Origin of the sequence: Streptomyces sp. NPDC051133 (assembly GCF_040682635.1) — a bacterium.
Lineage (GTDB): Bacteria > Actinomycetota > Actinomycetes > Streptomycetales > Streptomycetaceae > Streptomyces.
In genome coordinates this window covers 78,422-96,653 of the sequence record NZ_JBFBBK010000022.1, presented here as the reverse complement: position 1 = coordinate 96,653, position 18,232 = coordinate 78,422, and the positions used below count along the sequence as shown (strand labels likewise).

The following is an 18,232-nucleotide window of genomic DNA, read 5'->3' as shown; positions in this document are numbered from 1 at the left end:
CGCGACGGCCCCGCACAGACGTTTGCCGCCGAGCGCGGCACCCGCCGCCGTCGCGCGGCACCTCCGCCGCCCTGCGCGGCACCCCGCCGCGGACCGTGCGGCACCGTTGCCACGGACCCCGTGGCGTCCGCATGTTGGAACGGAGTATCCGCTTCCCGGGAACCCCTCCATCATGTAACCTGCACGAAATTTAGCCACTTCCGCAGAGGGCCAACGTCGTCCCTCGGCACTTGCCACATGCCTCATGACGACGACGGGAGAGCCGATGCGTACGCCGCGCCAGCCGTCCCAGCATTCCGCGAATGGCCAGAACTGGTCGTTCATGGATGCTCGCCCTGCTGCGCAGGGTATGTACGACCCCCGCAACGAACACGACGCCTGCGGCGTCGGTTTCGTCGCCACCCTTACCGGCGAGGCGTCCCACACGCTGGTCGAGCAGGCGCTCACCGTGCTGCGCAACCTGGAGCACCGCGGGGCCACCGGCTCCGAGCCGGACTCGGGCGACGGTGCGGGTCTGCTCTGCCAGGTGCCCGACGCCTTCCTCCGCGAGGTGGCCGGATTCGAACTCCCCGCCGCGGGTTCGTACGCCGTCGGTATCGCCTTCCTGCCGGAGGACGGGACCACCGACGCCGTCTCGAAGATCGAGACGATCGCCGCCGAGGAGGGCCTCACGGTCCTCGGCTGGCGTGAGGTCCCGGTCGCGCCCGAGCTGCTCGGCGCCACCGCCCGCTCCACGATGCCGGCGTTCCGGCAGATCTTCGTGACCGACGGCGCCAGCGAGGGCATCGCGCTGGACCGCAAGGCCTTCGTGCTGCGCAAGCGCGCCGAGCGCGAGGCCGGTGTCTACTTCCCGTCGCTCTCCGCGCGCACGATCGTGTACAAGGGCATGCTGACCACCGGCCAGCTCGAGCCCTTCTTCCCGGACCTGTCCGACCGCCGCTTCGCCTCCGCGGTGGCGCTCGTGCACTCCCGGTTCTCCACGAACACCTTCCCGTCGTGGCCGCTCGCGCACCCCTACCGGTTCGTCGCGCACAACGGTGAGATCAACACCGTCAAGGGCAACCGCAACTGGATGCGCGCCCGCGAGTCCCAGCTGCTCTCGGACTTCTTCGGCTCGGACGAGAAGGCCATCGAGCGCATCTTCCCGGTGTGCACCCCCGACGCCTCCGACTCGGCGTCCTTCGACGAGGTGCTGGAGCTGCTGCACCTGGGCGGCCGTTCGCTGCCCCACTCGGTGCTGATGATGATCCCGGAGGCGTGGGAGAACCACGACTCCATGGACCCGGCCCGGCGCGCCTTCTACCAGTTCCACTCCACGATGATGGAGCCCTGGGACGGCCCCGCCTGCGTCACCTTCACCGACGGCACCCAGGTCGGCGCCGTGCTCGACCGCAACGGTCTGCGCCCCGGCCGCTACTGGGTCACCGACGACGGCCTCGTCGTCCTCGGCTCCGAGGTCGGCGTCCTCGACATCGACCCGGCCAGGGTCGTCCGCAAGGGCCGCCTCCAGCCCGGCAAGATGTTCCTCGTCGACACCGCCGAGCACCGCATCATCGAGGACGACGAGATCAAGGCGTCCCTCGCCGCCGAGCAGCCGTACGCCGAATGGCTGGAAGCCGGCGAGATCGAGCTGGGCGACCTGCCCGAGCGCGAGCACATCGTCCACACCCACGCCTCGGTCACCCGCCGCCAGCAGACCTTCGGGTACACCGAGGAGGAGCTGCGCGTCATCCTCGCCCCGATGGCCCGCTCCGGCGCCGAGCCGATCGGCTCCATGGGCACGGACTCCCCGATCGCGGCCCTGTCCGAGCGCCCGCGGCTGCTCTTCGACTACTTCACCCAGCTGTTCGCGCAGGTCACCAACCCGCCGCTGGACGCGATCCGCGAAGAGCTGGTCACCTCGCTGCGCTCCTCGCTGGGCCCGCAGGGCAACCTGCTCGACCCGACCGCCGCCTCCTGCCGGTCCGTCGTGCTGCCCTTCCCGGTCATCGACAACGACGAGCTGGCCAAGCTCATCCACATCAACGCCGACGGCGACATGCCCGGCTTCAAGGCCGCGACCCTCTCCGGTCTGTACCGCGTCTCCGGCGGCGGTGACTCCCTCGCCGCGCGCATCGCGGAGATCTGCGCCGAGGCCGACGCCGCCATCGACAACGGCGCCCGCCTGATCGTCCTGTCGGACCGGCACTCGGACGCCGAGCACGCGCCGATCCCGTCGCTGCTGCTCACCGCGGCCGTCCACCACCACCTCATCCGCACCAAGCAGCGCACCCACGTGGGCCTGCTGGTCGAGGCCGGTGACGTCCGCGAGGTCCACCACGTCGCCCTGCTGATCGGCTTCGGCGCCGCCGCCGTCAACCCGTACCTGGCGATGGAGTCGGTCGAGGACCTGCTGCGCGCCGGCACCTTCCTGGACGGCCTGGAGCCCGAGAAGGCCATCAAGAACCTGATCTACGCGCTCGGCAAGGGCGTCCTGAAGGTCATGTCGAAGATGGGCATCTCCACCGTCGCCTCCTACCGCGGCGCCCAGGTCTTCGAGGCCGTCGGCCTGGACGAGGCCTTCGTCGAGGAGTACTTCAACGGCACCGCCACCAAGATCGGCGGCGTCGGCATCGACGTCATCGCCGGTGAGGTCGCCGCCCGCCACGCCAAGGCCTACCCGGCCTCCGGCATCGCCCCGGCGCACCGCGCGCTGGAGATCGGCGGCGAGTACCAGTGGCGCCGCGAGGGCGAGCCGCACCTGTTCGACCCGGAGTCGGTCTTCCGCCTCCAGCACTCCACGCGCACCGGCCGCTTCGACATCTTCAAGCAGTACACCGACCGCGTGAACGAGCAGTCCGAGCGCCTGATGACGCTGCGCGGCCTGTTCGGCTTCAAGTCCGACCGGCAGCCGATCCCCCTCGACGAGGTCGAGCCGGCGAGCGAGATCGTCAAGCGGTTCTCGACGGGCGCCATGTCGTACGGCTCCATCTCCAAGGAGGCGCACGAGACCCTCGCCATCGCCATGAACCAGCTGGGCGGCAAGTCCAACACCGGTGAGGGCGGCGAGGACCCGGACCGCCTGTACGACCCGGCCCGCCGGTCCGCCATCAAGCAGGTCGCGTCCGGCCGCTTCGGTGTGACGAGCGAGTACCTCGTCAACGCGGATGACATCCAGATCAAGATGGCCCAGGGCGCCAAGCCCGGCGAGGGCGGCCAGCTGCCCGGCCACAAGGTCTACCCGTGGGTCGCGAAGACGCGTCACTCGACGCCGGGCGTCGGCCTGATCTCCCCGCCGCCGCACCACGACATCTACTCCATCGAGGACCTGGCCCAGCTGATCCACGACCTCAAGAACGCGAACCCGCAGGCGCGGATTCACGTCAAGCTGGTCTCCGAGGTCGGCGTCGGCACGGTCGCCGCGGGCGTCTCCAAGGCGCACGCGGACGTCGTCCTGATCTCCGGCCACGACGGCGGTACGGGCGCCTCGCCGCTCACCTCGCTGAAGCACGCCGGTGGCCCCTGGGAGCTGGGCCTCGCCGAGACCCAGCAGACCCTGCTGCTCAACGGCCTGCGCGACCGCATCGTCGTGCAGACCGACGGCCAGCTGAAGACCGGCCGTGACGTGATCATCGCCGCGCTGCTGGGCGCCGAGGAGTTCGGTTTCGCGACCGCGCCGCTCGTCGTCTCCGGCTGCATCATGATGCGCGTCTGCCACCTGGACACCTGCCCGGTCGGCATCGCCACCCAGAACCCGGTCCTGCGCGAGCGCTTCGCGGGCAAGGCCGAGTACGTGGTGAACTTCTTCCAGTTCATCGCCGAGGAGGTCCGCGAGCTGCTGGCCGAGCTGGGCTTCCGCTCCATCGAGGAGGCCGTCGGCCACGCCGAGGTGCTCGACGTCGAGCGCGCGGTCGACCACTGGAAGGCGCAGGGCCTGAACCTGGAGCCGCTGTTCCACGTGCCGGACCTGCCCGAGGGCGCCGTCCGCCACCAGCTGATCGCCCAGGACCACGGCCTGGAGAAGGCCCTGGACAACGAGCTGGTCAAGCTCGCCGCCGACGCCCTTGCCGCGAACGACGCGACCGAGGCCCAGCCGGTGCGCGCCCAGGTCGCCATCCGCAACATCAACCGCACGGTCGGCACCATGCTCGGGCACGAGGTGACGAAGAAGTTCGGCGGCGCGGGCCTGCCCGACGACACCATCGACATCACCTTCACCGGCAGCGCCGGCCAGTCCTTCGGCGCGTTCCTGCCGCGCGGTGTCACGCTGCGCCTGGAGGGCGACGCCAACGACTACGTCGGCAAGGGCCTGTCCGGCGGCCGGATCGTCGTCCGCCCGGACCGCGCGGCCGACCACCTCGCCGAGTACTCGACCATCGCGGGCAACACCATCGGCTACGGCGCCACCGGCGGCGAGCTGTTCCTGCGCGGCCGCACCGGTGAGCGGTTCTGCGTCCGCAACTCCGGCGCGCTGGTCGTCTCCGAGGGCGTGGGCGACCACGGCTGCGAGTACATGACCGGCGGTCACGCGGTCGTCCTCGGCCCGACCGGCCGCAACTTCGCGGCGGGCATGTCCGGCGGTATCGCCTACGTCATCGACCTCGACCGCGACAACGTCAACGTCGGCAACGCCGGCTCGGTCGAGGCGCTCGACGACACGGACAAGCAGTGGCTGCACGACGTGGTGCGCCGGCACGCCGAGGAGACCGGCTCGACGGTCGCCGAGAAGCTGCTCGCCGACTGGGACACGGCCGCGGAGCGGTTCAGCAAGATCATCCCCAGCACGTACAAGGCAGTGCTCGCCGCCAAGGACGCCGCCGAGCGAGCCGGTCTCACCGAGACCGAGATCACCGAGAAGATGATGGAGGCGGCGATCAATGGCTGACCCGAAGGGCTTCCTGAACCACGGCCGTGAGGTCGCCAAGTCCCGTCCCGTCGGTGAGCGCGTCAAGGACTGGAACGAGGTCTACGTCCCCGGCTCCCTGCTGCCGATCATCAGCAAGCAGGCCAGCCGGTGCATGGACTGCGGCATCCCGTTCTGCCACAACGGCTGTCCGCTGGGGAACCTGATCCCCGAGTGGAACGACTACGCCTACCGCGAGGACTGGGCGGCCGCCCAGGAGCGCCTGCACGCCACCAACAACTTCCCGGAGTTCACCGGCCGCCTCTGCCCGGCCCCCTGCGAGTCGGCGTGCGTGCTCGGCATCAACCAGCAGCCGGTCACCATCAAGAACGTCGAGGTCTCGATCATCGACAAGGCGTGGGAGACCGGGGACGTCGCCCCGCAGATCCCCGAGCGCCTGTCCGGCAAGACGGTCGCGGTCATCGGCTCGGGCCCGGCCGGTCTCGCCGCCGCCCAGCAGCTGACCCGGGCCGGTCACACGGTCGCCGTCTACGAGCGCGCGGACCGCATCGGAGGCCTCCTGCGGTACGGCATCCCCGAGTTCAAGATGGAGAAGCGGCACATCAACCGCCGTATCGAGCAGATGCGCGCGGAGGGCACCCGCTTCCGCACCGGCATCGAGATCGGCCGTGACCTGGGCGCCCGAGACCTGAAGAAGCGCTACGACGCGATCGTCATCGCCGCCGGCGCGACGACCTCCCGCGACCTGCCGGTCCCCGGCCGCGAGCTCAAGGGCGTCTACCAGGCGATGGAGTACCTGCCGCTGGCCAACAAGGTCCAGGAGGGCGACTACGTGGCGCCCCCCGTCTCGGCCGAGGGCAAGCACGTCGTCGTCATCGGCGGCGGTGACACCGGCGCGGACTGCGTGGGCACCGCCCACCGCCAGGGCGCGGCCTCCGTCACCCAGCTGGAGATCATGCCCCGCCCGAACGACGAGCGGCACCCGACCGGCCAGCCCTGGCCGACCTTCCCGATCCTGTACAAGGTCACCTCGGCCCACGAGGAGGGCGGCGAGCGGATCTACTCCGCCTCCACCACCCACTTCGAGGGCGACGAGGACGGCAACGTCCAGTGGCTGCACCTGGCCGAAGTGGAGTTCGTCGACGGCAAGCTGACCTCCAAGCCGGGCACCGAACGCAAGATCCCGGCCCAGCTCGTCACCCTCGCCATGGGCTTCACCGGCACCGACCGGGAGAACGGCCTGGTGGAGCAGTTCGGCCTGGACCTCGACGAACGCGGTAACATCGCCCGCGACGCCGACTTCCAGACCAACGTGCCGGGTGTGTTCGTCGCCGGTGACGCCGGCCGCGGGCAGTCCCTCATCGTGTGGGCGATCGCGGAGGGCCGCTCGGCCGCCCGCGGTGTCGACCGCCACCTGACCGGCGCCAGCGACCTGCCGGCCCCGATCCGCCCGACGGACCGCGCCCTGGCGGTCTGACGGCACCCGAGAACGTCCCGTACAACGGCGTGCGGAACACTGACGACGCCTGCCCCGTCCCCGACCGGACCCGGGCAGGCGTCGTCGCATGTCCGCACGTCGAGGGGGAGCCATGGCCGCGATCAGTCTGCGCAAGATGGAGGAGACCGCGCCCGCGCTCGTCGGCGCCTACAGGTCGGCCGGGGTCTCGCTCACCAAGCACGGCCTGGACGGGCTGCGCGCCGCCGTCTACCTGGTGGTCGACCACTCCGGCTCGATGAAGCCCTACTACAGGGACGGCAGCGTGCAGACGCTCGCCGACCGGGTGCTGGGCCTGTCCGCGCACCTGGACGACGACGGACGCGTGCCCGTGGTCTTCTTCTCCACGGACGTCGACGCGGTCACCGACATCGCCCTCGACGCCCACGAGGGCCGCATCGAGCAGATCGTGGCCGGGCTCGGGCACATGGGAAAGACCAGCTACCACCTGGCCATGGACGCCGTCATCGACCACTACCTGGACAGCGGCGCCACCGACCCCGCCCTGGTCGTCTTCCAGACCGACGGCGGTCCGATCAACAAGCTCGCCGCGGAGCGCTACCTGTGCAAGGCGGCGAAACTCCCGCTGTTCTGGCAGTTCGTCGGCTTCGGCGACCCGCACAGCCGGCAGTTCGAGTTCCTGCGCAAACTGGACGACCTGGCCGTGCCCGGAAAGCGGATCGTCGACAACGCCGGCTTCTTCCACGCCGGCGAGGACCCGCGCCGGGTCTCCGACAGCGAGCTGTACGACCGTCTCGTCGCCGAGTTCCCGCAGTGGCTGAGGGCCGCGCGCGCCGCGGGCATCGTGCGCCCGGCGTGACAATGGGTCCGTGCCGACCAAGAAGAAGCCCCAGGTGACCGCGGCGGCGGCCCGGCGCGGCGAACTCCTCAGCACCGCTGCCGAGGTCTTCGCCGAGCACGGCTACAACGCCACCACCGTCCGCAGGATCGCCGACCACGCCGGGATGCTCGCGGGCAGCCTCTACTACCACTTCGACTCCAAGGAGTCGATGCTGGAGGAGATCCTGCGGACCTTCCTCGACGAGCTGTGGGGCGGCTACGACACCGTCCTGGCCGCCGGACTCGGCCCGCGCGAGACCCTGGAGGCCCTGGTCACCGAGTCGTTCCGGGAGATCGACCGGCACCGCGCGGCCGTCGCGATCTACCAGAAGGAGAGCAGGCAGCTGGTGGCCCAGGACCGGTTCGCGTTCCTCGCCGAGTCCCAGCGCCGGTTCGAGGAGGCGTGGCTGTCCACACTGGAACGGGGCGTGGCCGAGCGGGCCTTCCGCGCCGACCTGGACGTCCGGCTCACCTACCGCTTCGTGCGCGACACCGTGTGGGTCGCCGCCTCCTGGTACCGGCCCGGCGGACAGCACAGCCCCGAGGAGATCGCCCGCCAGTACCTGTCGATGGTGCTCGACGGCATCGCCGTACGCTCCTGACACCGGCCGCCCCTGCGCCGAGCGCGCACTGACACTCCCGGCCCTCCTTGGGGCTCCGCCCCCCAGACCCCCGCTTCCCACGCGCCCACCCGCCCATCCGTCTCGGTCGCCTGGGAAGCGAGGTGGACAGCGCACCTCCGGGCGCCCGACCGAGCGGGTCCGCGGGCCCCCGCCGCCGAGCCGACGTCACGCGCCCCGCCGACCGAGCGGGTCTGCGGAATCCCGCCGCCGAGGCAACCCGCGCGGCCCCGCTGACCGCTGACCGAACGCACCCGTGCGTCCCGCCACGGAGACGAGCCCCCGGCCCCCGGCCGGCCGAATCGCGGCCCTCGCCCTCCTCCGGCCCACCGCGTCGGGTGGGGGTGGGCGAAGCCGGGGGTCTGGGGGCCGGGCCCCCAGGGCGGTCACCGGGTCTACGTGTCGCACTCCAGCACCGTCCGGCACAGCCCGCACCGCGCGCGGACGCGCCCCCGTACCGGCACCCTGATCCGCTGGTGGCAGGTGGGGCAGGGGAAGGAGACACGGAGGCGGCCGGCGGGGTCGGGGCTGAAGGCGTAGGGGGCCGCCGGCTGCACGGCGGGCGCGTGCCGGCGGTCGTGGGCGTAGCGGCGCCGGCCCGCCCAGCCGGCCGCGGTCAGCGGAGGCTGCTGCTCGTCCCGGCGGGCCTGGGCCATCCCCTTGACGTAGGCGGTGTGGGCCTGCGGGCTGGTGAACCACACCGACGGGTCCTCACCGAACAGCAGGGCCCGCTTGGCGAGGACGTAACCGAACTCCTCCGGCGTGAGATAGCCCAGCTTCTGGGAGGAGACCGCGTCCTCCCGGTAGGCGTCCAGGAGCAGCCACCCGGCACCCAGATAGGTCGTCACGGTGTCCGTGAGGATCTCGTTCTCCGCCGTGCCGGGGAACGACAGGTCGAGGCGGTGCAGATAGACGTGGGCCACCTCGTGGGCGAGCGCCGCGCCGATGTCCCTGCGGTGGGTGCGGAAACGGTCGTTCAGTTCGACGAAGTACTCGGGACCCGCCGCCAGTTCGACGTTCGCCGCGTGCGTCATCTCCCGGAAGCCGACGATCAGCCGCGCGTCCGGCAGCCGGAAGTGCCGCACCATCTCGTGGGCCACCCGCTGCGCGCCCAGATGCAGGTCGTCGGTGTCGCAGAAGGCCACGTCGGCGGGGGCCACGCTGGCCGAGAACGTCTGGACGGTGTCGCAGGACAGGCGCTTGTAGAGTGCGGTGACGGCCGCCCGCACCGTCTCCAGGTGCGGGAAGCCGTGCCGGACCGGTCCGCCGTTCGCCACGTCCGCACCCCCAAAGACGCCGGAACTCCTCTCCACTGTAGGCGCGGCGGGCCACCTGTCACACCGGCAGCAGACGCGGCGCCGCGCGGTCCCGGCCCGCCTCCTGCAGTTCCAGCACCCACACCTCGTTCGCGCCGTCCCGCAGCACCGGGCCGGGCACGTACAGCGACCGCTGGGGGCCCACCGACCAGTAGCGGCCCAGACCGAAGCCGTTGATCCAGACGAAGCCCCGGGTCCAGCCGGGCAGCTCCAGCCGCGCGTCCCCGGCCCCGCCGACCGTCACGGTGCCCCGGTACAAACCGGGGCCGCCCTCCCGGGGCAGCGCGCCGCACGGCACCGCCGCCACGCCGTCACGGAAGGCCTCCAGGTCCAGCCCACGCGCGCGTACCCCGTGCAGATACTGCCGCTCGTGCAGGATGCCGCCGGTGATCCCCTTGGTCTCCCCGAAACGCGGCCCGTAGTTCACCCTCCCGAGGGACTCCACCCACACCTCCACGCGCGCGGGCCCCGCGACGGGCTCCTTCAGACGCGGCTCCTCCTCCGTGAGCACCCCGGCCCGTTCGCCGTCGGCGTACACCACCGCCAGGTCGCGCAACCCGCGCAGCGTCAGCGGATACGGCCGCCGCGGCCCGGGCACGTCCACCTCGTAGCGCACCAGGCCCCGGGTGACGTGCAATTCCTCGAAGGACGGCGGCACCGGGCCCACCCTCTCCTCGCCGCCCAGCGTCTCCAGGACCTCGCCCAGCGACGACCAGCCGTCCAGGACCACATCCGCCGCCTCGCTCAACGCAGCGGGCAGCGGCGGCAGTTCGGGCAGCGGACCGCCGCGGTACCCGGCCAGCACCTCACGGAAGCGCCAGAACTTCTCCGTCGGGCGCCCGCACTCGTCCACCGGCGCGTCGTAGTCGTACGACGTCACATCCGGCTCCAGCGGACCCTCGTGCAGCTCGCCGCCGCCCCGGTTGGCGCCCGCCCAGCCACCGAAACTCGTGCCGCCGTGCGCCATGTACAGGTTCACCGACGCCCCGCACTCCAGGATCTCCCGCAGCACCCCGGCGGCCTGAGCAGGGTCCCGTACGACGTGCTCGCCCGCCCAGTGGTCGAACCAGCCGCACCAGAACTCCATGCACATCAGCGGGCCCTCAGGACGATGCCGGCGCAGCGTGGCGAACGCCTCGCGCGCGTGCGAGCCGAAATTCACCGTCGCGAGCACGCCGGGCAGCGAACCACCGGTCAGCATGTGGTCCTCGGGGCCGTCCGAGGTGAACAGCGGCACCGTGACGCCCTCGGCGCGCAGCAGCCCGGCCAGCTCCTGAAGATAGCCGCGGTCGCTGCCGTAACTGCCGTACTCGTTCTCCACCTGCACCAGCACCACCGGACCGCCGCGGTCGATCTGCCGGGGCACGACCTCGCGCATCAGGTGGTGGAACCAGCTCCGCACGGGCGCCAGAAAACGCTCGTCACGCGTACGCACGCGCGTGCCCGCCCCGCCCGACACCCAGGGCGGCAGACCGCCGTTCTCCCACTCGGCGCAGATGTACGGGCCCGGCCGCACGATCGCCCACAGACCCACCTCCCCGGCCGCGTCCAGGAACCGGCCGAGCGCCTCCACGTCCCGGTGACCCCCCGGAGCCGGCCGGTGCAGATTCCACGGAACGTACGTCTCCACACAGTTCAGGCCCATCGCCCGCAGCATCGCCAGCCGGTGCCGCCAATGACCCTCGTGCACCCGGAAGTAATGCAGCGCCCCGGACAGCAGCCGCACCGGCCGCCCGTCCAGCAGGAAGTCCGATTCCCCCACCGTGAACTCGCTCATGCGCCCCAGCCTCACCCCTTCCCGTGATCAGCGCCATGGACGAAGATCGGCGCTGCTTGGACAAAAGTCCGCCGCACGGCAGGCCCGGGAGGAGCGACGATGTACCAGACCTGGATGCGGTTCTTCAGCCCCGGCCCCGCCCACCACCGCCTCGGCCTGGTCTGCCTCGGCGTCGGCCTCCAGCACGGCGCACTGCCCACGGTCGGCCCCCGCACCCTCGACCACCACGTGGCCGTCGTGATCAGCTCCGGCCGCGGCTGGCACCGGAGCGCCGACGGCCGCCGCACCACCGTCACCGCCCCCGCCCTGCTGTGGCTCACCCCCGGCGTCCCCCACCACTACGCACCCGACCCCGACACCGGCTGGGACGAGGGATTCGTCGACTTCGCCGGACCCGCCACCGGCACCTACACCGAACTCGGCTACATCGAACCCGAGCGGCCCGTCGTCCCGCTCTCCGACCCCTCCGCACCCCGCGCGGTCGTCGCCCGCATCGCCCGCGCCGCCCGCCGCGGCAACCCCCTGCTGGAGGTCGAGACCGGCGCCGCCGTGCACGAACTCCTCGTCGTCCTGCGCCGCGCCCGCGCCGACCTCGCCCCCGACGGCGACCAGGTCCTCGAAGCGCTCGCACGGGACGCCTGCACCCCCATGAGCGTCGCCGACCACGCGCGCGTGCACCGCATGACCCCCGCCGAACTGCGCGGCGCCGTCCGCCGGGCCGCCGGATGCAGCCCCAAGGACTACCTGCTCGGCATCCGCCTCGGCCGCGCCAAGGAACTCCTCGCCGGCACCGAACTGCCCGTCGCGGCCGTCGCCCGGCGCGTCGGCTACGACGACCCCGCCTACTTCTCCCGGCTCTTCACCCGCCGCGTCGGACTCGCCCCGGTCCGCTTCCGCGCCCAGCAGGGCCGCACCGTCCCCGGCGGCTGGAGCGACCGCGTCCCCGACCCCGACGACCCCCCGATGATCCACTCTCCGGACACCCCGTGGACGCGGCCCCGCGACCACATAGGGTTGACCCCCATGAGCACCAGCAACACCGGCACCGGTGACGTGGACCCCGAGGTCCGCCAGGAACTGGAGCGGCTGCGCGACAGCATCGACAACATCGACGCGGCCGTCGTCCACATGCTCGCCGAGCGTTTCAAGGCCACACAGCAGGTCGGCCGGCTCAAGGCCGTGCACCAGCTGCCGCCCGCCGACCCCGCACGCGAGGCCCGGCAGATCGACCGGCTGCGCCGCCTCGCCGAGAACGCCAAACTCGACCCGGCCTTCGCCGAGAAGTTCCTGAACTTCATCATCGCCGAGGTGATCCGGCACCACGAGCGCATCGCCGAGGACACCGCCAACGGACAACCGGCCGGGGACTGACACCGGGCAGCGGCGGACGACCGGCGTCAAGAGGGCGCCAGGGGCGCGCACCCGAGACCGCGCGCCGTACCGGACATAAGCCGTGTACCGATCCGCCCCTGTGCGCTGTCGGCCCCATCAGGCAGCATGGCCCGCATGTCCGTACTCACGCGCGACGAAGCGCAGCTCCGAGCACAGCTCCTCGACGTCCACCGCTACACGGTCGAACTGGACCTCACCACCGGGGACGAGACCTTCGACTCCCGCACCGTGATCCGCTTCACCGCCCGCACCACGGGGGACACGTTCGTCGAGCTGAAGCCCGCCGAGCTGCGCACCGCCACGCTCGACGGACACCCCCTCGACCCCGAGTCGCTGCACGACGGCCGACTGCCGCTGAACAACCTCACCGCCGGCGCACACGAGCTGACCATCGACGCGGCCATGCGCTACTCCCGCACCGGCGAAGGCATGCACCGCTTCACCGACCCCAGCGACGGCGAGACCTACGTCTACACGCAGATGTTCATGGACGACGTCCAGCGTGTCTTCGCCGCCTTCGACCAGCCCGACCTGAAGGCCGTCTTCGAGGTCTCCGCACGCGCCCCCGAAGGCTGGACCGTCCTCGCCAACGGCGTCACCGACCACCGCGGCGACGGCCACTGGCAGGCCGCACCCACCCCGCCGATCTCCACCTACCTCGTCGCCGTCGCCGCCGGCCCCTGGCACTCGGTACACACCGAACACCGCGGACTGCCCTTCGGCATCCACTGCCGCCGCTCCCTCGCACCCCACCTCGACAGCGACGCCGAGGAAATCCTCGACATCACGCGCGCCTGCTTCGACCGCTACCACGAGAAGTTCGAGGAGCCCTACCCCTTCGACTCCTACGACCAGGCCTTCGTCCCCGAATTCAACGCGGGCGCCATGGAGAACCCCGGCCTCGTCACCTTCCGCGACGAATTCGTCTACCGCTCCGCCGTCACCGACACCGAACGCCAGACCCGCGCCATGGTCATCGCGCACGAGATGGCCCACATGTGGTTCGGCGACCTCGTCACCCTCAAGTGGTGGGACGACATCTGGCTGAACGAGTCCTTCGCCGAGTACATGGGCTACCAGACCACCGCCGAAGCCACCCGCTTCACCGACCCCTGGACCGAGTTCGGCGTCACCCGCAAAGCCTGGGGCTACGACGCCGACCAACGGCCCACCACCCACCCCGTCGCCCCCGAGAACGTCGACGACACCGCCTCCGCCCTGCTCAACTTCGACGGCATCTCCTACGCCAAGGGCGCCTCCGCCCTGCGCCAGCTGGCCGCCTGGCTCGGCGAGAAGGACTTCCTCGCCGGCATCAACACCCACTTCAAGCGGCACAGGTTCGCCAACGCCACCCTCGCCGACTTCATCGACTCCCTCGCCTCCGCCACCGACCGCGACGTACCCGCCTGGGCCGACAGCTGGCTGCGCACCACCGGCGTCGACACCCTCCGCCCCCAGATCCGCACCGACAACGGCACCTGGCACCTCGACATCCGGCACCAGGACGGCGCCGGGGCCACGGCCGGCCGCCCGCACCGCATCACCGTCGGCATCTACGACCACGACCTGCACGACGAACGCGCACTCACGCCCCGCGACCGCGTCGAGGCCGACATCCCCGCCGACGGCGACGCCCGACTGACCGCCACCGGACCCCGCCCCGCGTTCGTCCTCCTCAACGACGGCGACCTCACCTACACCAAGATCCGCTTCGACACCGGCTCCGCCGACGCCGTCCGCACCCGCCTGTCCGGCCTGCCCGACCCCCTCACCCGCGCGGTCGTCTGGAACGCCCTCAGGGACGCCGTACGCGACGGCGAACTCCCGCCCGCCGCCTACCTCGACACCGCCCGCACCCACCTCCCGCACGAGACCGACCTCGCCGTCACCCAAGGCGTCCTCGCCTTCGCCACCGGCCACATCGCCGACCAGTACCTGCCGCCGCAGGACCGCCCGGCCGCCCTGGCCACCCTCACCTCCCTCTGCCGCGACCTGCTGCGCCGCACCGAGGACGGCGACCACCCCGGCCTGCGCCTCATCGCCGTACGCCACCTGATCGGCGCCGCCGCCCACCCCGACACCATCGCCGCCTGGCTCGCCGACGGCACCGTGCCCGGCGGACCCGAACTCGACCCCGAACTGCGCTGGCGCATCCTCGCCCGGCTCGCCGTACTCGGCGCCACCGACGAGACCGCCATCGCCGCCGAACTCGAACGCGACCCGAGCGCCAGCGGCCAGGAGGGCGCCGCCCGCTGCCGCGCCGCCCTCCCCGACCCCGACGCCAAGCACGCCGCCTGGCAGGCCATGTTCGCCGGCGACGACCTGTCCAACTACCTGTTCACCGCCACCGCCCAGGGCTTCTGGCAGCCCGAACAGGCCGAGCTGCTGAGCACCTACGTCCCCCGCTTCTACACCGACGCGATCCCCACAGCCGCCCGCCGCGGCCCCGCCATCGCCCAGGCCGCCGGCCGCTGGGCCTTCCCCGCCCACGCCGTCGACACCGACCACCTGCGCCTCGGCCAGGACTGCCTGCGCGACGCCGACCCCACCCCCGCCCTGCGCCGCACCCTCGCCGACCGGCTCGACGACCTCGCCCGCGCCCTGCGCGTGCGCGAACGCCGGCAGGAGGCCTGACGGACCAGACGACCTCCCCACCCGGGCCACGGCCCGTCCCCGCCGCCGACGCGGCCGGCGGTGTCCCCGCCCCCGACGCGGCGGGGACACCGGCCGCGTCGGAGCCCGAACGGGCCGACACGACCAGCCACGCCCCCGCAGACAGCACCGCCCAGGTGAACCCGCCGCCGCGGCTCCGCCGAACCCACCGGCACCCCGGCCCCACCCTCACCCCACGGACCCGCGACCACACCCGCGACTCCCGTGCCCGGCGGACGTCAACCCCGCCTCCCCACCTCTCCCCACACCGCAGTACCCACTTTCGGGTTCCGATCGTTGCTCCTCCGGGACACACGGCCCCCCTCCCGTACAAGCTGGACCTCCACCCCCAGCCGGAACCCACCGGCCCGGAGACCCACGCCCCGGAAGCCCGCCGCACGCCCCGCGCCGCGCCCGGAGGACAGCCACGAGTGGAGGAGAGCCCATGCACGAGGCTTCACCCACACGCGGCGGCCCGCAGACCAACACCCCACACCCCACGGACACCCGGACGACCCCACCCCTCGCCTCCGGCCCCACAGGAACCCAGGCCCTGCGGCCGCTCATCGACGTCGTACTCGACGCACTCGAAACCGGCCGCACCGCACGCGGCGGACCACTCCCCGCCGGCGGCCCGGAAAACGTCGCCGCCCGCGTCACCGCCGCCCTCGGCGACGTCCTGCCCGACCACGGCGACCCCGACGCCCTGCGCACCCTCGTCCACACCCTCGCCGAAGGCGCCGCCGACCCCGCCGACCCCCTCTGCGCAGCCCACCTGCACTGCCCCCCACTCGCCGTGGCCACCGCCGCCGACCTCGCCGTCAGCGCCCTCAACCCCTCCCTCGACTCCTGGGACCAGGCCCCGGCCGCCTCCGCCCTGGAAACCACCCTCACCCGAACCCTCGCCCACACCACCGGACTCGCCGACGCCCTGGTCACCACCGGCGGCACCGAATCCAACCAACTCGCCCTCCTGCTCGCCCGCGAAGCCCACGGCGGCAGCATCCAACTCGTCTGCGGAGCCAACGCCCACCACTCCCTGCCACGCGCCGCCTGGCTCCTCGGCCTCCCCGACCCCATCGTCGTCCCCGCCCCCGGCGGCACCCTCGACCCCGCCGCCCTCGACGACGTCCTCACCACCTTCACCGGCCCCCTCCTCGTCGCCGCCACCGCAGGCACCACCGACGCCGGACTCATCGACCCCCTCCCCGACATCGCCGCCCTCTGCACCACCCACGGCACCCGCCTGCACATCGACGCCGCCTACGGCGGAGCCCTCCTGTTCAGCACACGACACCGCACCAAACTCGCCGGACTCGAAGCCGCCCACACCATCACCCTCGACCTGCACAAACTCGGCTGGCAACCCGTCCCCGCCGGCCTCCTCGCCGTCGCCCACCCCCACGAACTCGCCGTCCTCCACCAGCACGCCGACTACCTCAACGCCGACGACGACACCGAAGCCGGCCTCCCCGACCTGCTCGGCCGCTCCCTGCGCACCACCCGCCGCCCCGACATCCTCAAAACCGCCGTCACCCTCAAAACCCTCGGCCGCAACGGACTCGGCACCCTCATCGACCAAGTCTGCGCCCGCGCCCAGGAGTTCGCCGCACTGGTCCAGGAACACCCCCGCTTCGAGCTGTACGACCAACCCACCATCAGCACCGTCCTGTTCCGGCCCACCGACACCGACGACACCACCGTCGCCGCCGTACGCCGCAGACTCCTCCACGAAGGCCGCGCCGTCCTCGGCCGCGCCCACCTCGACGGCCGCCTCTGGCTCAAAGCCACCCTCCTCAACCCCCACACCGGACCGGACGACCTCGCCCGACTCCTGAAACTCGCAGAAGAAGGCACCCCCGCATGACCATCCCCCCACACCACACCCCCGAGACCCCCCGCGACCTCGTCGGCATCGGCATCGGACCGAGCAACCTCTCCCTCGCCGCCCTCGCCCACCCACTCGCCGAACTCGACACCGTCTTCTACGAACAGCGCCCCGGCTTCGACTGGCACCCCGGCCTGCTCATCGAAGGCGCCACCATCCAGGTCCCCTTCCTCGCCGACCTCGTCACCCTCGCCGACCCCACCAGCCCCTGGAGCTTCCTCAACCACCTCAAGAACCGCGAACGCCTCTTCCCCTTCTACTTCGCCGAGCGCTTCCACATCCAGCGCACCGAGTACGACGCCTACTGCCGCTGGGTCGCCCACAACCTCCCCGGACTCCACTTCCGCCACCAGGTCGACGCAGTGCGCTGGAACCCCGAACGCGACGTCTTCGAAGTCGACTACACCCAACTCGACACCCAAGGCGAGGCCGAAGCCCTCGGCCGCACCTACACCCGCAACATCGTCCTCGGCGTCGGCACCGTCCCCCACGTACCCGACCCCCTCAAACCACTGGTCGACACCCCCGGCGTACCCGTCATCCACGCCGCCGACTACCTCGACCACCGCACCGACATCCTCACCGCCGACCACATCACCGTCGTCGGCTCCGGACAATCCGGCGCCGAAATCTTCCTCGACCTGCTCCGCCACCGCCCCGCCCGCCGCGAAAAACTCCACTGGATCGGCCGCACCGAGGCATTCGCCCCGATGGAATACTCCAAACTCGGCCTCGAACACTTCACCCCCGACTACACCCGCTACTTCCACGCCCTCACCGAACCCGTCCGCGACCGGCTCGTCACCGCCCAATGGCAACTCCACAAAGGCATCGACGCCGGCACCCTCGCCGCCATCCACGACGAGCTGTACCACCGCACCCTCCACGGCGGCTGGCCCGACGTGGTCCTCACCCCCGGCGTCCGGGTCCGCACCGCCGGCCGCATCGCCAACACCCGCGTCGAACTCCACCTCGAACACCTCCAGCAGGACAGCCGCTCCCGCCTCACCACCGACGCCGTCGTCCTCGCCACCGGCTACCGCGAACGCCCCCTCGGCGCACTCCTCGCCGGACTCGACCCCTACCTGCGCCGCGACAGCAGCGAACGCCCGCGCATCGACGAGGAGTTCCGCTACGTCCTCGACCCCTCCGTCACCGGCTCCGTGTACGTCCAGAACGCCGAACTGCACACCCACGGCGTCGGCGCCCCCGACCTCGGCCTCGCCGCCTGGCGCAGCGCCACCATCCTCAACTCCCTCACCGGCAAGGAGACGTACCGCCTGGCACCCCGCACGGCCTTCACCACCTTCGGCCTCGAACACCCCCGGAGCCGGCTGCCTCAGGCCCGGGAGTCACAGCGACTCACCCCACTCGTGGATCAGTGAGCGGGGATCGGTGAGCGCGGGTCG

At 71.9% G+C, this 18,232-nt stretch carries 10 protein-coding genes and 1 pseudogene; 9 read left to right on the top strand and 2 right to left on the bottom strand.

Annotated features, from left to right (window positions below; genetic code table 11):
• Positions 1-265 precede the first annotated feature (265 nt).
• The 4 genes from gltB (at position 266) to AB0N17_RS23145 (ending at position 7,780) form a co-directional block, all read left to right on the top strand.
• Positions 266-4,864 (top strand): glutamate synthase large subunit, encoded by a 4,599-nt coding sequence (gene gltB, locus AB0N17_RS23160; protein WP_366013320.1) that lies wholly within the window; start codon positions 266-268, stop codon positions 4,862-4,864.
• On the top strand, positions 4,857-6,320 hold the full coding sequence (locus AB0N17_RS23155; RefSeq protein ID WP_366013319.1) for a glutamate synthase subunit beta: 1,464 nt from the start codon (positions 4,857-4,859) through the stop codon (positions 6,318-6,320). The genes gltB and AB0N17_RS23155 overlap by 8 nt, the downstream gene beginning before the upstream one ends.
• 112 nt (positions 6,321-6,432) lie before the next feature.
• Positions 6,433-7,158, top strand: a complete 726-nt coding sequence (locus AB0N17_RS23150; RefSeq protein WP_366013318.1) for a VWA domain-containing protein — start codon at positions 6,433-6,435, stop codon at positions 7,156-7,158.
• Between the two features lie 10 nt (positions 7,159-7,168).
• The gene (locus tag AB0N17_RS23145; protein ID WP_366013317.1) at positions 7,169-7,780 is read left to right on the top strand and encodes a TetR/AcrR family transcriptional regulator; all 612 of its coding nucleotides are present in this window, start codon (positions 7,169-7,171) and stop codon (positions 7,778-7,780) included.
• 413 nt (positions 7,781-8,193) lie between these two features.
• Here the strand turns inward: AB0N17_RS23145 and AB0N17_RS23140 are convergent, their stop codons facing one another.
• Both AB0N17_RS23140 and AB0N17_RS23135 read right to left on the bottom strand, forming a co-directional pair.
• Complete coding sequence (locus AB0N17_RS23140; protein ID WP_366013316.1) at positions 8,194-9,075, bottom strand: hypothetical protein; 882 nt, start codon at positions 9,073-9,075, stop codon at positions 8,194-8,196.
• A gap of 58 nt (positions 9,076-9,133) precedes the next feature.
• Positions 9,134-10,891 carry a beta-galactosidase family protein gene (locus tag AB0N17_RS23135; RefSeq protein ID WP_366013315.1) on the bottom strand — a complete coding sequence of 586 codons (1,758 nt, stop codon included), beginning with the start codon at positions 10,889-10,891 and terminating at the stop codon, positions 9,134-9,136.
• A 99-nt stretch (positions 10,892-10,990) separates the two neighbouring features.
• Here AB0N17_RS23135 and AB0N17_RS23130 point away from each other — a divergent pair.
• The 5 genes and pseudogenes from AB0N17_RS23130 to AB0N17_RS23110 all read left to right on the top strand — a co-directional run.
• Positions 10,991-11,860, top strand: a pseudogene (locus tag AB0N17_RS23130) (AraC family transcriptional regulator); the annotation flags it as partial.
• Positions 11,861-11,914: 54 nt separating this feature from the next.
• Positions 11,915-12,262, top strand: coding sequence for a chorismate mutase (locus tag AB0N17_RS23125; protein WP_366013378.1), 348 nt, complete (start codon positions 11,915-11,917; stop codon positions 12,260-12,262).
• 126 nt (positions 12,263-12,388) lie between these two features.
• A complete protein-coding gene (pepN, locus tag AB0N17_RS23120; protein ID WP_366013314.1) occupies positions 12,389-14,917 on the top strand; it encodes an aminopeptidase N in 2,529 nt (842 codons plus the stop codon).
• A gap of 463 nt (positions 14,918-15,380) precedes the next feature.
• A complete protein-coding gene (locus AB0N17_RS23115; RefSeq protein ID WP_366013313.1) occupies positions 15,381-16,802 on the top strand; it encodes a pyridoxal-dependent decarboxylase in 1,422 nt (473 codons plus the stop codon).
• Positions 16,799-18,208, top strand: coding sequence for a SidA/IucD/PvdA family monooxygenase (locus AB0N17_RS23110; protein WP_366013312.1), 1,410 nt, complete (start codon positions 16,799-16,801; stop codon positions 18,206-18,208). Before AB0N17_RS23115 ends, AB0N17_RS23110 begins: the two co-directional genes overlap by 4 nt.
• The last annotated feature ends 24 nt before the right edge of the window (positions 18,209-18,232 follow it).